Annotated in this window: 14 protein-coding genes, 1 tRNA gene and 2 pseudogenes; 5 read left to right on the top strand and 12 right to left on the bottom strand. The window is 69.7% G+C overall.

Annotation, left to right across the window (positions count from 1 at the left end; translation table 11 throughout):
• Positions 1-234 precede the first annotated feature (234 nt).
• From ACGFZS_RS08590 to ACGFZS_RS08580, 3 genes are all read left to right on the top strand, one after another.
• Positions 235-308, top strand: a tRNA-Gly gene (locus ACGFZS_RS08590).
• Between the two features lie 357 nt (positions 309-665).
• On the top strand, positions 666-3,395 hold the full coding sequence (locus ACGFZS_RS08585) for a hypothetical protein (protein WP_393794480.1): 2,730 nt from the start codon (positions 666-668) through the stop codon (positions 3,393-3,395).
• Between the two features lie 104 nt (positions 3,396-3,499).
• Positions 3,500-3,946 (top strand): hypothetical protein, encoded by a 447-nt coding sequence (locus tag ACGFZS_RS08580; protein ID WP_393794479.1) that lies wholly within the window; start codon positions 3,500-3,502, stop codon positions 3,944-3,946.
• A gap of 159 nt (positions 3,947-4,105) precedes the next feature.
• Here the strand turns inward: ACGFZS_RS08580 and ACGFZS_RS08575 are convergent, their stop codons facing one another.
• The 12 genes and pseudogenes from ACGFZS_RS08575 to ACGFZS_RS08520 form a co-directional block, all read right to left on the bottom strand.
• Positions 4,106-4,516: a PIN domain-containing protein gene (locus tag ACGFZS_RS08575; RefSeq protein WP_393794478.1), complete on the bottom strand. Its 411-nt coding sequence runs from the start codon at positions 4,514-4,516 to the stop codon at positions 4,106-4,108.
• Positions 4,513-4,734, bottom strand: coding sequence for a type II toxin-antitoxin system VapB family antitoxin (locus ACGFZS_RS08570; protein ID WP_393794477.1), 222 nt, complete (start codon positions 4,732-4,734; stop codon positions 4,513-4,515). Before ACGFZS_RS08570 ends, ACGFZS_RS08575 begins: the two co-directional genes overlap by 4 nt.
• An 862-nt stretch (positions 4,735-5,596) precedes the next feature.
• Positions 5,597-6,171: pseudogene (locus ACGFZS_RS08565) on the bottom strand (flavodoxin family protein); the annotation flags it as partial.
• Between the two features lie 177 nt (positions 6,172-6,348).
• Positions 6,349-6,507: a hypothetical protein gene (locus tag ACGFZS_RS08560; RefSeq protein WP_393794476.1), complete on the bottom strand. Its 159-nt coding sequence runs from the start codon at positions 6,505-6,507 to the stop codon at positions 6,349-6,351.
• Between the two features lie 57 nt (positions 6,508-6,564).
• Complete coding sequence (locus ACGFZS_RS08555; protein ID WP_393794475.1) at positions 6,565-7,638, bottom strand: CU044_5270 family protein; 1,074 nt, start codon at positions 7,636-7,638, stop codon at positions 6,565-6,567.
• On the bottom strand, positions 7,635-8,279 hold the full coding sequence (locus ACGFZS_RS08550; protein ID WP_393794474.1) for an RNA polymerase sigma factor: 645 nt from the start codon (positions 8,277-8,279) through the stop codon (positions 7,635-7,637). The genes ACGFZS_RS08555 and ACGFZS_RS08550 overlap by 4 nt, the downstream gene beginning before the upstream one ends.
• 268 nt (positions 8,280-8,547) lie before the next feature.
• On the bottom strand, positions 8,548-8,976 hold the full coding sequence (locus ACGFZS_RS08545) for an arsenate reductase ArsC (protein ID WP_393794473.1): 429 nt from the start codon (positions 8,974-8,976) through the stop codon (positions 8,548-8,550).
• A gap of 77 nt (positions 8,977-9,053) precedes the next feature.
• A pseudogene (locus ACGFZS_RS08540) lies at positions 9,054-9,341 on the bottom strand (hypothetical protein); the annotation flags it as partial.
• A gap of 104 nt (positions 9,342-9,445) precedes the next feature.
• Positions 9,446-10,693, bottom strand: a complete 1,248-nt coding sequence (locus tag ACGFZS_RS08535) for an ABC transporter permease (protein ID WP_393794472.1) — start codon at positions 10,691-10,693, stop codon at positions 9,446-9,448.
• On the bottom strand, positions 10,690-11,400 hold the full coding sequence (locus ACGFZS_RS08530; RefSeq protein ID WP_393794471.1) for an ABC transporter ATP-binding protein: 711 nt from the start codon (positions 11,398-11,400) through the stop codon (positions 10,690-10,692). The genes ACGFZS_RS08535 and ACGFZS_RS08530 overlap by 4 nt, the downstream gene beginning before the upstream one ends.
• Positions 11,397-12,704 carry a hypothetical protein gene (locus ACGFZS_RS08525; protein WP_393794470.1) on the bottom strand — a complete coding sequence of 436 codons (1,308 nt, stop codon included), beginning with the start codon at positions 12,702-12,704 and terminating at the stop codon, positions 11,397-11,399. The genes ACGFZS_RS08530 and ACGFZS_RS08525 overlap by 4 nt, the downstream gene beginning before the upstream one ends.
• A gap of 1 nt (position 12,705) precedes the next feature.
• Complete coding sequence (locus ACGFZS_RS08520; RefSeq protein ID WP_393794469.1) at positions 12,706-13,251, bottom strand: hypothetical protein; 546 nt, start codon at positions 13,249-13,251, stop codon at positions 12,706-12,708.
• 92 nt (positions 13,252-13,343) lie between these two features.
• Between ACGFZS_RS08520 and ACGFZS_RS08515 the strand changes: the two genes are divergently transcribed.
• Complete coding sequence (locus ACGFZS_RS08515; protein WP_393794468.1) at positions 13,344-14,045, top strand: response regulator transcription factor; 702 nt, start codon at positions 13,344-13,346, stop codon at positions 14,043-14,045.
• A complete protein-coding gene (locus ACGFZS_RS08510) occupies positions 14,035-15,822 on the top strand; it encodes an ATP-binding protein (protein ID WP_393794467.1) in 1,788 nt (595 codons plus the stop codon). The genes ACGFZS_RS08515 and ACGFZS_RS08510 overlap by 11 nt, the downstream gene beginning before the upstream one ends.
• Positions 15,823-16,237: the final 415 nt, after the last annotated feature.

Raw genomic sequence — 16,237 nt, 5'->3', positions numbered from 1 at the left:
GCTTACTGCCGTGACGACGGAAAGCCACATTACGGGATCAAAGGGACGGCTCTCCAGGCGGCACTCCGGCCCACCCGGACCCTCTCCCACATCCCCACCGTACGCCCCAACTCCGGCCCACCGCAGCCCGATCACACCCCCGAAACACAGCCGAACCCCACGGTCCCAGCACCGAAGGTCCACCATGAGGTACAGTGAGCGAGCGTTCAGACACCGACCCCGTCGGCGTCTTACGCGGGTGTAGTTTAATGGTAGAACATCAGCTTCCCAAGCTGAGAGCGCGAGTTCGATTCTCGTCACCCGCTCCAGCAGAAACCCCCAGGTCGATGACCCGGGGGTTCTTTGTTGTCTAGACCGGTAGGTGAAGGCACCGCACCAGAAGCCCTCCGCGCATTCGGCGCGGCCGTCTGTTGCCCACGAGGACCAGACCTCGCAAACGGTCGTGTCCCTTAGCGTTGCGCCGGACCGTTTGGGCAAGGCATGTCCGGCCTTAAAGGCCACAGAGTGGAGACGGGTGCGGGAGATCGCCGGCTGCTTGAGCCTTGCGCCGCGCTCCACACTGGGGAAATAGGCCACCACTGAGCCACTCACTTACGGGTACCGTGCTCAGCGCCCAGGGATGCCGTGACATCTGCGGATCTCCCCCTCGCCCCCGGAGTGTTGCAGTGGAGCAGTACGCATCGGCCTCGGACTTCGCGCGCATCGTGCAAGCAGGCGGAGATGTGGTGATGCACGGTGAGAGCGCGCCGTACGAGCTCAGGATGTGGCCGCCGCCCTCGCAGACACCATCGGCCGAGGAGGCGCGCGCTCAGCCCAGTCGGTTGCTCCGAGCCCGGCATGAGATCGTCGAGTTCGTCGGCCGGGAGGCCGAATTGGACGCCCTGCTCTCTTGGCGGGACAGCTGTCGAGGACTCCCGCATGTCGCGTTACGGCTCATTCATGGGCCAGGGGGGCAGGGCAAGACGCGGTTGGCCGCTCAGGCCGCCCGCATATGGCGGCAGGAAGGGGGGAATGCCTTTCATGCGGTCCCGCGAACGTCCTTCTCGACTGGTCCCGCACCGGAGATCGCGCCGGTTGGAACCACCTCAGGGTCGCTGATCGTGGTCGACTACGCTCAGGAGTGGGAGACCGATAATCTGCTCCGGCTCATCCACGACATGTCCTTCCCCGAAACAGCGCCGGTGCTGATATTGCTGCTGGCACGGTCGGCGGGTACGTGGTGGCAGATGCTCGAATCTCGTGTCGTCAGAAATTTCGACATGGTGCCAGAAGCGTTCCGGCTCGAACCTCTCGTTGGCCGGCCGTCGGACCGAGCGTCTCTCTTCTCCGGGGCCGTCCGGCAATTCGCCGCCGTTCTTGAGGCCCCCGCCGCACCCCTTTCCAGCTTTCCTTCCGGCCTTCAGGACAACAACGCCTACGATCAAGTCCTGACGTTGCACATGTCCGCCCTCGCCAACGTCCTCGCGGCCGTGCAGGACAGCACCGCGCCCGACGACCCCGACAAGCTCTCGGCCTATCTCCTGGCACGCGAGCGAGACCATTGGGCGCGCCTGCACGAACGTGGCCTGCTCAAGGCCGACCCGAACGCGATGTCCCAGGTCATGTACATCGCGGCGCTGACGGGGCCGTTGTCGTACGCGGACGGGACAGCAGCTCTCAAGGCTGCCCCCGTCGAGTTGTTGGAGCATCCGGGAAGGCTCATCAAAGACCACGCTGTGTGCTACGCACCGAGCCGAGCGGACTCCGTGCTCGAACCGCTCTACCCGGACCGGCTCAACGAGGACTTTCTGGCGCTGATGACCCCGGGGCACGACTGCGCGTTCCCGGCGGACCTGTGGAGCACTCAGGCACTCGGTCTTCTCCTGAAACCAGGCGGCACCCCCTGGACACGTACGGCGCTCACCACACTGGCCGAGACGGCCAAGCGATGGCCCCATGTCGCACGCGAACATCTCATCCCCCTGTTACGCGAACACCCCGAGATCTGTCTGGAGGCGGGGAGCGCCGCGATCGTCGCTCTCACCGAACTGCCCAACCCCGACGGCGAGCTGGTACTCGACTTGTGCGAGCTTCTCGCGGAGCGTCGTCCCGTCGACCTCGTTGCCGGCTACGTCGCCCTCCTCACCTGGCTGTCGGACAAGGCGCACCTCTTCCCCGACGACCAACGGGCGCTCGTGAACGCCGCGTTGTGCGGAGCGCTCGGTGAGGCAGGCCGTTATGTGGAAGCCGTCGACTACGGTGCGGCGGCTGTCGCTCTGCTCCGGCGGCTCATGGCAGACGGTGCGGAGGACTGTCGCGCCCATCTCGCCGGCGCTCTGTCCAATCTCTCCGAATACCTCTCCTTGACCGGAGCGCATCAAGCTGCTCTGGATGCCGTACGGGAGGCGGTCTCCCACTATCGGAGCCTCGCTCGCCATGCCCCTGGCGAGTTCGAACTCCGGCTGGCCGTCACGCTCGGCAATGTTGGAAACTGCCTGGCCGTGCACCTGGACAGGGCGTCGGAGGCACTGGCACCCGCCGACGAAGCAGTCCGCATCCTGAGGGACCTCGACAAGACCGATCCGAACACCCATACCGGGGCACTCGCCACGGCGCTGGCGGCCCTCAGCCGAGCAGCCGCCGCTTGGCGCAACGATGCCTTGGCTCTCGAGGCTGCGGAGGAGTCCCTCAACCTCCGCAGACGCCTGGCCGAGGCCCAGGGAGCCGTTCACTCTCCAGTACTCGCCAATGCCCTGGACACCTTCGGCAGGGCCCTGTGGAGAACAGGCCGGACGGACGAGGCACTCGCGTCCCTGGAGGCATCCGCGGCGATCGAGAGGAAGCTCGCCATGATCGTGCCCGACCGCTTCGAACCCATGCTGAAAGGCCAACTCCACTACCTCTTCGCGCGCTACCGGGAGTTGGGACATCGGAAGAAGCTGGTACCCATCGCCGAGGAACTGGTCGCGCTGGACCAACGCCGGGTTGACAGAGGCCGTCAGGATTACCGGCCCGCTCTGGCCGTGGCAACGTACAACCTCGCAGTCGCGCGGGGCGGAGCCGAGCAATGGGACGAGGCATGCTCGGCGGCAGACCTTGCGGCCGACCTGATCCGTCCCCGGGCCACACTCGGTGTCGTGGCTTCGGAGGTCGCGCTGGTCCGTTTCCTCTGTGGAGCCGCCCTGATACGTGTGGAAGGACGGAGGAATCCGGGTGGAGTACCGGACAAGGTCAATGAAGCGCTCGCGGTCTATGCAAGACTCCCCATCACCCTTCCGGCGAACCTGCGGCGCGAATGCCTCGACGCTTTCGAGGTGTTGGAGGAATCGCTGGAGGCCGCGGGAGACCGTGGCTCGGCACTCGAGCTGAGGAGACGGCGCATGCACCGCACTCCGAGTGGTCAGGTCAACTTGTAGGTGAGACACCGAAGATGAGGAGAGAAGTCACAGGACTTTCCCTGAGCGCTCGGGGGTTCAGCCGTATGCCTGCCGCAGGGGGAACGTTGCGATCGGGGGAGCGAATGGATCCGCAGTTGGTGTGGTTCGCGCAGACCGCTGGCACGACCGTGGTCGCACTGATGGCCACAGAGGCGTGGGGCGCGACGCGCGACCGGGTTGTCGCGCTGTGGCGGCGTTTCCGGCCAGCCGACGCCGAGGACATCGAGGCCGCTCTCGACGAGACGCGGGAGCAGGTCGTTCTCGCGCGTGAGGGCGAAGACGAGGCCGAGGACAGGTTGGCTGGCGAGTGGCAAGGGCGGATGATGCTTCTCCTGGCGACCGCCCCCTCCGCGGCACCAGCCCTGGAGCGAGCTCTGCGCGAGGCTCGCGAGTCCCTTCCTCCCGGTGAGCAGTCGTCTATCGGCTTGGTGCGCTTCTCGGCGCACGCGAGCGGAAACTCCCACGTCTACCAGGCAGGGCGTGACCTGCACATCATCGAGCGGAGAGTCGGCCGCCATACGGGCCCGTGACGTCCGTGCCCGGGCAGGGTGTTCCGTGCCCGACGCGACCAGCACATCGGGGAACATCGCTACCACTGTCTGGCCGAGCTGGGGTACATCGCGCGGGAGCATTAAGTCACCCATTCGGGAAACTTCCCCATTCGTAACTTGTCGGGCAGCGCAGGCACCTCAGGCGATGTCGTGGACGTTGTGCTCGCTCAGGTCGGATGCGTGCCGGGCGACAGCGCGGTAGTCGGCATCGTCGTGGAGGACGACCAAGCCGTGGTGGGCAGCAGTGGCGGCGATGAGGAGGTCCACCGCCGAGGCGCTGCGATGTTCCCCGGCCCGGGCCATGCGGTGTTGCACCGAGCCGATCCAGCGTCCCGCGTTCTTCGGCACCGAGACGTCGGGGTAGAGATCGGTAAACATCTCCGCAATCTCGTCGTACTCGCGTCCGTTCCGGGCACTGTGGAGAAACTCGGCGCGCTGGACGTAGCAGGACGTGATGGCTCCTGCGTCGATCGCGTCGTGCCAGGCCGCTTGCAGTTTGGGATCGCGGAGCAGCCGGACCAGGCCGGACGTGTCGAGAAGATAGATCACCGGTTGTTCTTCTCCGCTTGGTGCAGGCGTTCGGCGTCTTCGACGGCACCCCACTCATGCGCACGCTCGAAGTGGCGGCTGATGCGTGCCGCACGCTCCTGCTGCTCGGCGTAGAAGTGCAGAGCGAGATTGACCGCCTCCTTCTTGGTCCTGACCTTGGCCAGAGCCATGGCCCGTTCCAGTGCGTCGTCGTCGATGTCGATCTGAGTCACAGACATGTGGCATCTCCCGCATATGTTGATGATGTACATAGAAGAATACGTCACCAACATTCGCGGGTCCACGTTTCAGTGCCGGATCCCGGCGTGTGCAGTCGCGACGGACACTTCGGGCAAGCCGGGGTGACGATGCGGTTCGGGCGGCGCAGGCGTCGCGCGTACATGTGGTCCGGCTGCTGGTGGTGTCCGTGCCCGCGGCATGCCCATAAGAACGGACACCTACGGTCAACAGTGGTGTGATCCGGCCCTCGCGACCACAGTAGTGGGAAGGTTTCCATGCAGGTCAAAGCCATGTAGCCCGCCCAAGCGCCGTCGCTTTCCAAGCTGAGAGCGCGAGTTCGATTCTCGTCACCCGCTCCACCATGAAGCCCCAGGCCAGTGGCCTGGGGTTGCTGTTTTTCGAGGGGTCTCCGGCGGATTTCGAGCCGTTGAGCGCACGGAGATCGGGCACGCGGAGGGCAGGAGTGCTTGGCGGGTGCCGCACAGGGACTGCTCTCGTACGCTGAAGGATGCCGCTGGCCTGCGGCTTCACCGCGTCTGTCGACGGTGTGACGGTGTTCGAGCCCTCAGCCTGCCGTTCCCCCCGGCGGTGGCGCCGGAACGCTTACGAAATCCTGACCAGGCACGCGAAGCTCGGGATGCCCGCCGCTGAGCGTGCCACTCTCGTTCTGCTCGTCTCCGAACAGGTGGGCGGCTCCGTGGTGTGGGGAAGCGGCGGCCACGGAGGGGGAGTCCCGGGGCCGCCCGGGGCTCCCCGCGTATGCGCCGGGCGGTGCCGAGGCCGGTGCGTGCGGTGGATCCCGGCTGCTCTTCGGCGGCGCGTCGCGATTCACCGGGTGGCGCCGAACCGGGCAGCCGTCCGCGGCTTGCCTCCGAGGTCCTTCATCGCCCGGGCCAGGTGCAGCGGTTCCAGGTCATGAAGGTGGTGTTGCGGTTGGTGAAGTCGTTCTCCGGGCCGCCCGAGCCGGGGTCGAGGTAGGAGGGGCCGGGGCCGGCCTCGCCGATCCATCCGGCGTCCGCCTGGGGCGGGATGGTGTAGCCCAGGTGTTGCAGGCTGTAGAGGACGTTCATGGCGCAGTGCTTGACGCCGTCCTCGTTGCCGGTGATCAGGCAGTCGCCGACGCGGCCGTAATAGGCGTAGTGGCCCGCTTCGTTGAGCAGGCTGGAGCAGGCGTAGAGGCGTTCGATCACCCGCTTTGTTGTCGCCCGGCCGTGCTCGGTCGTGTCGGGCCACACCCCGGTGGCGATGTCGTGGTCCACGGCGCGGACGACGTCGACGTGCACTCCCTGCGCCTCCATGATGGTGGTACTTCGGTCGATCAGCCCCTGGGTGTTGCTTGTCTCCGGCGAGCGCTTGAGGGCGCAGTTGATCACCAGGGCGAGCAGGTCGTCGTACCGGGTCGGCGGTGTCTCGGTTGCTGGCGGCCTAGCGGTCACACGGTCCTCTCAGAGCTCAGCCGCCGACCTGCGCACGGCGTTGCACTGCGCCAGGGTGCGGGGCGACCCCGGCAGCCGCCACCACAACGCCTCCGAATGGTCTCCGCTGGTCCGCGCCCCGGTCGGCGCCCATGGACCCCGGGGCATGTTCACGGCCCGGGGCCTGCCGTGCCTCATTCACCCGGCCCCGGGTGTCCAGAGCGACCCGGTCGCCGGGAAGGTGGAGCCCGCGGTCCGCGTGTCGAGCGCGGAGCCACCCGGCGCCACGACCGCGGCCGTCGGCTCCGTCCGCACGCCGAGACCGGAGCCCGTGGCCGCCACCGAGACGCCCGTCATCAGTCCTGCCACCAGCAGGGCGCCCAGCGAGGCGGCGGTCGCGGTTCCGTCCCGTATTCAGCTCGCCTGTCCGGGGACCTGCTTGTTGGCGTCGACGACCGCGCGCTCGGTGATCGCGCTGGTGTGTGTGACGGTGCCGACCTTGAACTGGCTGTCCGCCACGGCCTTGACCACCACGGTGCGTTCGCCGAGGAACCTCAGGCTCTTCTTGTCGAAGATCCACTCGGTGCGCTCGCCGTCGGCGGGGTTCTCCCGCGCGATCGCGATTCCGTGCCGGCCCGTGGCGTCGACCGCGTCGTCCACCGCGACGACGCCGGGGATCCCGGCCGCGGCCTTGTAGAGCGCGGCGCCGACCTCGGCGGGCGGGTAGCTCTCGGTCAGCAGATCGCCGATGGCGACGAAAGCGGCCTGGTCGCGCGGGACTTCGGCGTCCCGGTGGGCGTCCGACTCACGGTAGATCTGCCGCAGCAGCGCCTCGGGGTCGGTCGGCAGCTCGGCCAGGGCGTCGTAGGCCCCGCTGTACGGTACTTCGCTCGCCAGGGTGATGCCGTTGTCGCCCGTCTGGCCGGCCTCGATCAGCCAGCCGTCCTTGCCGTCGAGGGAGTTCCAGACCTGGCGGGAGTGCAACGCGTCGCTGACCACCTCGGACTTGTCGTCGACGGTCTTGACGTAGGTGTCGGCCACCTTCGAGGTGATGTAGATGTACTGGCCCTTGTGCGGGGTGGGCACGGAGGTGTCGGCGGCGGCCAGGGAGATGCGGTCGAGGAGTTCGGGGGCGCCCTTGGTGTCGGCGACACCGACCCGGGTGGTCAGTGCGGGGCCGGTGGCCAGCGCGGTCTTGCCGTCGTCCGCCCCGCCGCCGGTGAGGGCGAGACCGCCCACGACCGCGCCGGCCAGGGCGAAGGCCCCGGCGGGCAGCAGGACCGTACGGCGCAGGAACGGGTTGGGGCGCTTCACGGGCGCGATGCGCGTGGCAGTGGCGGTGCGGAGGTCTTCGTGGATCTGGGCCATCATCTGCTCCTTGTGGAACTGGTGGCGGCCCGCCGGCAGATCCCGCTCGGCGGAGGGCAGCAGGCTCTGCGTCTCCGTCCACTCAGCCGGGTGAGGCTGGTGTGAGGGGCTGGCGTTCATCGGTTTCCTTCCTGTGCGGACCGGACCGCGTATCCGCGATCACCTGTTATCTGCCGGTTCATGCGGGTGGGTTCCCGTTTTTCTTCGAGCAGTCGGGCGTCGGCGAGTTTGCGCAGTCGAGCGCGGGCGCGGGAGAGGCGGGAGCGGACGGTGCCGACCGGGATGCCGAGGGCGCGGGCCGCTTCGGCGTACTCCATCCCCTCGCACAGGCACAGCGTCAGGACCTCGCGCTCGGGGCGCTTGAGCAGGCTGAGGGCGGCCAGCGTGGCGTTGATCCTGCGCCGGTCGTCCAGGCGTCCGGCGGTCTCCTCGGCGTGGTCCTCGACCTGTTCCTCGGCGGCGTTCGCGGCGGCCGCGGCGCTTGCCGCGTTGCGGTAGCGGCGGTTGCTGCGGTGGTGGGAGCGGGCGACGTTGGTGGCGATGCCCAGCAGCCACGGCCGGAGCGAGCCCCCTTCGGCTTCGACCGAGGCATGGCGGCGCCACGCCTCCATGAAGGTCGTCGACATGACGTCCTCGGCCAGCGACCAGTCGGCGGTCAGCCGGAAGGCGTGGTTGTACACCGCGCGGGCACACTCGTCGAAGAGTGCCGCGAAGGCGTCCGGATCTCCGTCTCGCACCCGGGTTCGCATATCTGTGGTCACGTCTCCAACTGCCGGTCGGCGTGAGCGAGTTCCAGTGAGCTATGTCATATCCAGACCGGTCAGGTCCGTCACCGCGGGGCGCCATGACGCGAGCGGACGACTTGGGGCGTGGGCGTGGGCGCGGCCTGTCCCCCCACCGGTCCGCGTCCGTCTCCTGGGCGTCGGATGCGGCTGGTGGCACCGCGGAGGAAACCCGGCCCGCACCACAGACACCGGGTGTGCCCGTGAAGTCGCATGCGCACAGTCGGAGTTCACGTGGTGGGGTGTGTCAGGCCCTGGCCTGCGTATCGAGGTCGGCGAGCAGGGTGCGGATGCGGTGCTCGATCTCGTCGCGGATGGGGCGTACGGCGGCCACGCCCTGCCCGGCGGGGTCGTCCAGCTTCCAGTCCAGGTAGGTCTTGCCGGGGAAGACGGGGCAGGTGTCGCCGCAGCCCATCGTGATCACCACGTCCGATGCCCGGACGGCCTCGGTGGTCAGGATCTTGGGGGTCTCGGCGGAGACGTCGATGCCGACCTCGCTCATCGCCTCGACGACGGCGGGGTTGACCGTGTCCGCGGGGGCGGAGCCGGCCGAGCGGACCTCCACGGCGTCTCCGGCGAGGTGGGTGAGGAAGGCGGCGGCCATCTGGGAGCGGCCGGCGTTGTGGACGCAGACGAAGAGGACGGAGGGGCGGTCGGCGGCGGGAGCGCTGGGCATGGTGACGTCTTCCTGGGGGTGGTTCGGGGGAGTGCGGGGGCGGTGAGTTCGGGCTCGTCGTGAACTGTCGGTGTGTCGGGCTGTGCGGGAGCCGGGCGGCCGAAGATCGCTGCCACGAGCACCAGGCCGAGTGCCGCGCCGCCGGCCTGTGCGGCCGTGAACGGAGCGACCGACCCGGGTGCGATGCCGGCGAAGGTGTCCGTGAAGATGCGGCCGATCGTCACCGCCGGGTTCGCGAACGACGTGGACGACGTGAACCAGTACGCGGCGCCGATGTACGACGTGACCGTCACCGGGGCGAAGCGGTCGCGGCAGGCCCGGGCCAGGCCGGAGATCAGGAGGATGGCCCCCGGGGCGCTCGGCACCCGCACCTGGCGAGGAACTTGCTGGGGTTTTGAGGGCAATCTGCCGACTTTGAACGCCGTGTCAGACCCCGCGTCTGCGGCATGATCCGCCGGACAGCCATCGGCTAGGTCGTTGCGAGGGCTTCCGTCGGGGTCAGGCGGGCGGCGCGGAGGGAGGGGTAGACGCCGGCGAGCATGCCGATCAGGATCGCGCCGGCGAACCCGGCGGTGAGCGAGGTGAGGGGGACGACCGGCGGCCAGTGCTGATGGGCGGCGTAGGCGACGGTGGCCAGGGTGCCGAGTGCGGTGCCGGCCAGGCCGCCGAGTGCGGACAGGACGACCGACTCGGTGAGGAACTGGGCGCGTATCTGGCCCCGGTTGGCGCCCAGGGCACGGCGCAGGCCGATCTCCCGGCGGCGTTCGAGGACGGAGATGACCATGGTGTTGGCCACTCCGATGCCGCCGACGAGGAGGGCGACCCCGGCGAGTCCCAGGAAGAGGGCGGAGAAGGTGCTCTCGGTGGCCCGTTTGGCGGCCAGTGCGTCGGACGGGCGGCTGACCTGGACCACGCCGGGCAGTTCGGGGTTGATGGTGGCGGGCAGCACCTCGCGTACGGCCTCGATCTGCGACTCCTCGGCCTTCAGGTAGATCACCGTGGGGTGGCCGTCGAACTTCAGCAGGGTGCGCGCGGCGTCCCAGCCGACCAGGACCGAGCGGTCGATGTCCGGTGCGAGGGGGGTCTCGTCCAGGATGCCGATGACGGTGAACCAGCGGCGGTCGATGTAGATCTGCGGGGCTGGCTGCCCGGCGGTGATCTTCGGGATGCCGAGACGGGAGGCGGCGACCGAGCCGAGGACGGCCGTGGGGAACCTTTCCGTGTCCGCGGTGAGGAACCGGCCCGAGCCGACCTCGGCGTTGATCGCCCGGAGCAGGTCGAGCTTGGTGGCCAGGACGGTCAGCCCCGTGTAGTCGTCGGCGCCGAGGCGGTCGTTGCGGAAGACGTCCGTATGGGTGTTGGCGACCGCGCTGGCCACCGTGACCGGCCCGATCCGGCGGGCCATGGCCACCGATTCCGGCGGCAGCAGCACCGGTGGGTCCTGGCGGGCGGGCACGGCCTGGAGCATGTTGGTGCCCAGCGCGGAGAGCCTCTCCATCAGGGCCTTCTGACTGGACGCCGGGATCCCGGTGACGACGATCAGGGTGGCGATGCCGATCGAGATGCCCAGCGCGGACAGGGCCGCCCGGACCTTGCGGGTCCGGATGCCCAGCAGCCCCAGGCCCAGGACGTCCAGCGGTGCCAGCCGCACCGGCCTGCTGTCGGCGACCCCGCCGCCGGGACGGTCGGCGGCGTGCCGCGTCGATGTGATGGTCATGACCAGCTTTCCGTACGGGCGGGGGCGTCGGTGCGGATGTCGGAGCGCAGGCGGCCGTCGCGGATCTCCACCCGGCGGGGCAACTGGGCCGCGATGTCCCGGTCGTGGGTGATGACCGCGATGGTGGTCCCCTCGCGGTTCAACGCGGTCAGCAGATCCAGTACGGCCACGCCGTTGGCGGTGTCCAGTGCCCCCGTGGGCTCGTCCGCGAGCACCAGGACGGGCCGGTTGACGAGCGCGCGGGCGATGGCCACCCGCTGCCGCTCACCGCCGGAGAGCTGCTGCGGCAGATGCCGGGCACGGTGGGCCAGCCCCACCCGGTCCAGCGCCTCCAGGGCCAGCGAGCGGCGCCTGCCGCGCGGCACCCCGGCGTACAGCAGACCGGTGGCGACGTTCTCGGCGGCGCTCAGCCCGTCGGTGAGATGGAACTGCTGGAACACGAAGCCGAGTCGACGCCCCCGCAGCGCCGACAGCCTGCGGTCGGAGAGCCGCGCGACGTCCTGGCCGCCGATCTCCACGGTGCCGCTGGTCGGCCGGTCCAACGTGCCCATGATGTTCAGCAGGGTCGATTTGCCGGACCCGGACGGGCCGACGATGCCGAGCAGTTCGCCCTGCTCGACGGCGAGCGAGACGTCGTGGAGCGCCGTGACCCCGCCGGGATACACCATGCTCGCGCCGCGCACCGCCAGCACGGGGCGCGCGCTCATGAGGTCGTCACCACCTTGGTCCCGGCGCCGATGCCGGCGCCGCTGATCTCGACCACGCCCTTGGAGAACATCCCGGTCTTCACCGCCACCAGACGGCCCCCGGGCAGCTGGACCGCGTAGCCGCCCTCGCGCAGCGCCAGCAGGGCGCCGACGGGCACGGTGAGCACGCCCTTGCGGGTCTCCGAGGCGAACTTCACCTGTACCGGTGCGGAGGTGAGTCCGCGCACCGCCGCGGTGTCGCGCAGGGTGATGCCGACGGTCATCCGGGGCTGCCCGGAGGCATCGTCGCCGCTGGACGCGTCGCTGGTGCGGACGGTGGCGCCGATGGACGCGATGGTGCCCCGGGTCGTGGAGGCGTCGGGCAGGCTCACCGTCACCGTGTCGCCGCGCCGCATCGAGCCCACCTCGGACGGGTCCACCGAGACGGTCACCGACTTGACGGTGGAGGTGACCGTCATCAGAGTCCCGTCGGCCGCGTCGGCGAGCTGCGCCTGTACGCCGTCGACCCGTACGGCACCGGACAGCACGGTCACGTCACCCACGCCCAGCACACCGGTGGCCGGCATGCCGACCGCGGTCTGCCACCGCTTGACGGCGGCGACGAGGCCGGCGGTCAGGACGCCGTCGCCGCGTTTGACCTGGACTGGGGCGGGGGAAGGGGTGCCGCTTGAGGAGGAGGGCGATGCACTCGGCAGGCTCCCGGTGGTGTCCGGCGTCGTTGGAGTCACCGGCGTCACCGGCGTCAACTGCGTCACGGGCTGCGGGGTGATCCACGTGCCCACCGGGGGCTGTACGCCGATGTCGTAGCCGAGTGCCTTGAGGTTGTCGGCCACCGTCCGGACGTCCGGCCCGGTGGTGCCCCTGGCCTCCAGGGTCCGGTACAGCGGCGTGCCGCCGTAGAAGACCGGCACCGGCACGTTGTCCACCCGGTACAGCGGCTCGCCCCGCCGCATCGTGGTCCCCGCAGCAGGCAGCCAGGTGATCAGGCCGGCCTTGGAGCCCTTCACCGTGGTCGTCCGGCCGTATCCGAGGGTCCCGTCCAGTGTCTGGGTGTTGGAGAGGTCGCTCCTGGTCACGACGGCGGTCGCGACCCGCACGGCGCCGCCGCCCGCGGTGTGCGGCTTCGCGTCGCGGTTCTGCCACGCGGCCGCGGTCAACGCGCCCGCCACGACGACCGCCAGTGCCACCGCCCCGATGACCACCCGCCGTCTGCCAGCCGTCACCCGCCGTCTGCCCGCCGGATGGGCGGCCGCGGTGTCGTCGCTGATCCCCGCGTCGCTGATCCCCGCGTCACTGATCCCCACGTCACTTGTCTCCACCGAAGGCCTTCACTTGGCAGTCGATCACGTAGTCGTTGTAGTGGGGGCGGTTGATCTCGTCCCCGGTCTCCAGGCCCCACTGCCCGTCCACGACCAGGGCCTTGATGCCGTGACCCTTCATGCACTTGACCATCGCGCGGGTGTCGTCGGCGTAGTCCGGGTTCTTGGCCGGGTCCAGCTCCGGCGGATCGAGGGGTTCCTTGCCCTTGCAGGCCAGCACCGCGGGATCGTTCGGCTTGCGCTTGTACTTCTCCGCCGCCCCGTGCTCCTTCAGACACGCGAGCCAGGCGTCGTACATCCGATTGACTTCCGCGTTGGTGCTGTCCAGCCGGATCTGCGGCCGGCCCGCGTCGGGTTCGGCGCTCGCGCTCGCCGAACCACCGCCCGCCGCCGGGGAGTCGAGCGAGGCGACCTCGCCCTTGCCGCTCCTGTCCGCGTCGCCGCCGCCGGCGCCCCCGCAGGCGGTGAGGACGAGCAGGCCGACCGCGCCGACGGAGGTGAACACCGCCGCTCGATTGAAGAGGTTCAACATGGCGCAGACCATGGCCCGTAGTTATGACGATCCTGTCAGAGCGCGGTCAGAATGCCGTCTGACCCGATCTCGGCGCCCCTACTCTGGCCCCCATGAACGCCCGTGTCCTCGTGGCCGAGGACGACACCAAACAGGCCGAGGTGATCCGCCGCTACCTGGAGCGGGAGGGGCACACCGCCCTGCTCGTGCACGACGGACGCGCGGCGCTCGACGAGGTCCGCCGCCACCGGCCCGACCTGCTGGTCCTCGACGTGATGATGCCGGTCGTCGACGGTCTGGACGTATGCCGCGTCCTGCGTCGCGAGAGCGACCTGCCGGTGCTGATGCTGACCGCCCGCAGCACCGAGGAGGACCTGCTGCTCGGCCTGGACCTCGGCGCCGACGACTACCTGACGAAGCCCTACAGTCCACGCGAACTGATGGCCCGGATACGGACGTTGCTACGACGGACCCGGGCGTCCGGCGTCGCCGCGAGCGACCCGGTGCTGCGGGTCGGCGCCCTCGCCGTCGACCCCGTGCGCCATGTCGTCGAGATCGATGGCCGGCAAGTGACCTGCACTCCGGGCGAGTTCGACGTCCTCGCGGCGATGGCCGCCGAACCGGAACGGGTCTTCACCCGGCGCCAGTTGCTGGCCCGCACGCGCGGGGACGACCGTTACATCACCGAACGCACCATCGACGTACACATTCTGAACCTCCGTAAGAAGATCGAGCCCGTACCCCGGCAACCGGTCTATCTCCAGACGGTGTTCGGAGTCGGTTACCGTCTCGCCGACGGCCGCCGTGGACACTGAGGGACCCGAAGTCACCGGGGAACGGCTGCCGTTGCGGCGGAGTCTGCTGGTCCGGCTGCTGGTCGCGTCGATCACCATCGCCGTGTGCTCGGTCGCGGCCACCGCCTGGCTCGCCGCGCGCACCACCACCAGCGCCATCCAGCAGGAGCAGGGCCAGGTCCTCGCCGACGACGCCCAGATCTACGACACCCTCATCGGCTACGCCGCCGGCCACACCGACTGGTCCGGGGTGACACCCACTCTGAAGCGGCTGACCGGGCGCACCGGGCGCCACATCACCCTGACCACCCAGGACCGTCGGCCCATCGCCGCGTCCGGCACCGCGACCACCCTCCCCACCAGGGCCTCGGCACTGATCGATCCGCTGCGCGCCGATCCGGCACTGCTGCCCGGCGTCAAGGCGGACGGCATCGACCCGCGCGCGGTCGGCCCGTACCGACTGCCAGGAGCCGAGCGCAAGGAACTGCGGTTCCAAGTGCTCAAGTTGCAGTCCTGCATGCGCGGCGCCGGTTTCCCCGCCGGAGTCACCGAAGAGCCGAGCGGCAGGCCCTCCCTCGTCCTCTCCGGTGACAACAGCACCCAGCGGAAGGCCGGCGAGGTGTGCGGCCTGTACGTGCTCGACGATCCGACCACGACCGAGAAGCGGGCGCTCGACCGGCTCAACACCCTGGTCGCCGGCTGTCTGAAACGGCAGAACATGGGCCCCGCGGTGGTCGATCTCAGTTTCACTCCCGTCGGGAAGGGCGGCGAGGCCGTCCAGCGGTGCGTCGACACCGCCCGCCGCGAGCAGCTCGCCCCGTATGTCGCCCAGCCCGCGCTGTTGTTCGTCGCCACCCCGGCCGGAACGCCGGCCGCGGCCGGCTTCGACCTCTCGTCGGCCAACACGGTGCGGGTCGCCGGGATCGCCGCGCTCGTCCTCGTCCTCACCGTGGCCGTCACCGTCATGGTCGGCATCCGGCTGGTCCGACCCCTGCGCGCCCTGACCGACGCCGCCCGCCGCCCGGCCCAGCACCATCTGCGGGTACCGGTGACCACCAACGACGAGATCGGTCATCTGGCCGCCGCCTTCAACGACCTGGCGGAGCGCCGCGAGCGCGTGGAGGTCCAGCGCAGGGCGATGGTCAGCGATGTCGCGCATGAACTGCGCACCCCGCTCAGTACGATCCGCAGCTGGCTGGAAGCGGCCCAGGACGGCCTGGCCGCCTCCGACGAGGCGTTCGTCGCCTCCCTGCTGGAGGAGGCCCTGCTGCTCCAGCACATCGTCGACGACCTCCAGCACCTGGCGCAGGCCGACGCGGGCCGGTTCCGGCTGCACCCCGAACCGGTACGGCTGCGCGAACTCCTCGACCAGGTGACCGCCGCCCACCGCGGCCGCGTCGAAACCGCCGACGTCACGCTCATCACCCGTACCGAGGGCGACCCCACCCTCACGGCGGACCCCGTGCGCCTGCGCCAGACCATCGGCAACCTGCTGTCCAACGCCATCCGGCACACCCCTCCCGGAGGCGCCGTCACCCTGCGCTGCCGCCGGGCCGGCGACCAGGTCCTGATCGAGGTCGCCGACACCGGCACCGGTATCGCCGCCGACGACCTGCCCCGCGTCTTCGACCGCTTCTGGCGCGCCGACAAGTCCCGCAGCCGCCAGACCGGCGGAAGCGGCCTGGGCCTGGCCATCGTCCGCCAGCTCACCGAGGCCCACGGCGGCACGGTCTCGGTGACCAGCACCCCGAACACGGAGACCGTCTTCACGCTGCGCCTGCCACTCTCCTCCGACTGACGGTCAACTGGTTGTGCGGATGTGAGTGAAGAGTCGCACCGGCGTCCGCCCTGCAGGGGCGTGCCCATAGCGTGCCCACAAGACCGGACAACCACGGTAGACAGCGGTGCGAAACCAGTCCCCGCAAACAGCATCTAGGGCAGCGTATCCGCAGGTCAGAACTCGCCGGGACCGCCGTCCTCGTGACCGCGGGGCTGGCCACCCGCGCGGCCTTCGACGCGGACTCCGCCGTCGACACGAAGCCCCGTGCGGGGGCCAGCGGCACAGCGATCGCCGAGCCGTACGCGACCTCCGCTGCCTCGACATCACCGTCCCCGCACCGGGCACGTGCCGCGGCGGCTTCCTCGTCCTCACCCACCCGGACCGCTGCGCCGCCGTCACCCAGCGCCTCTTCCGCCGGACGCGGCGCCGAGAC

The sequence above is a fragment of the Streptomyces sp. NPDC048288 genome (genome assembly GCF_043201555.1).
In the GTDB taxonomy this organism is placed as follows: domain Bacteria; phylum Actinomycetota; class Actinomycetes; order Streptomycetales; family Streptomycetaceae; genus Streptomyces.
This window is presented reverse-complemented; position numbering and strand designations above follow the sequence as displayed.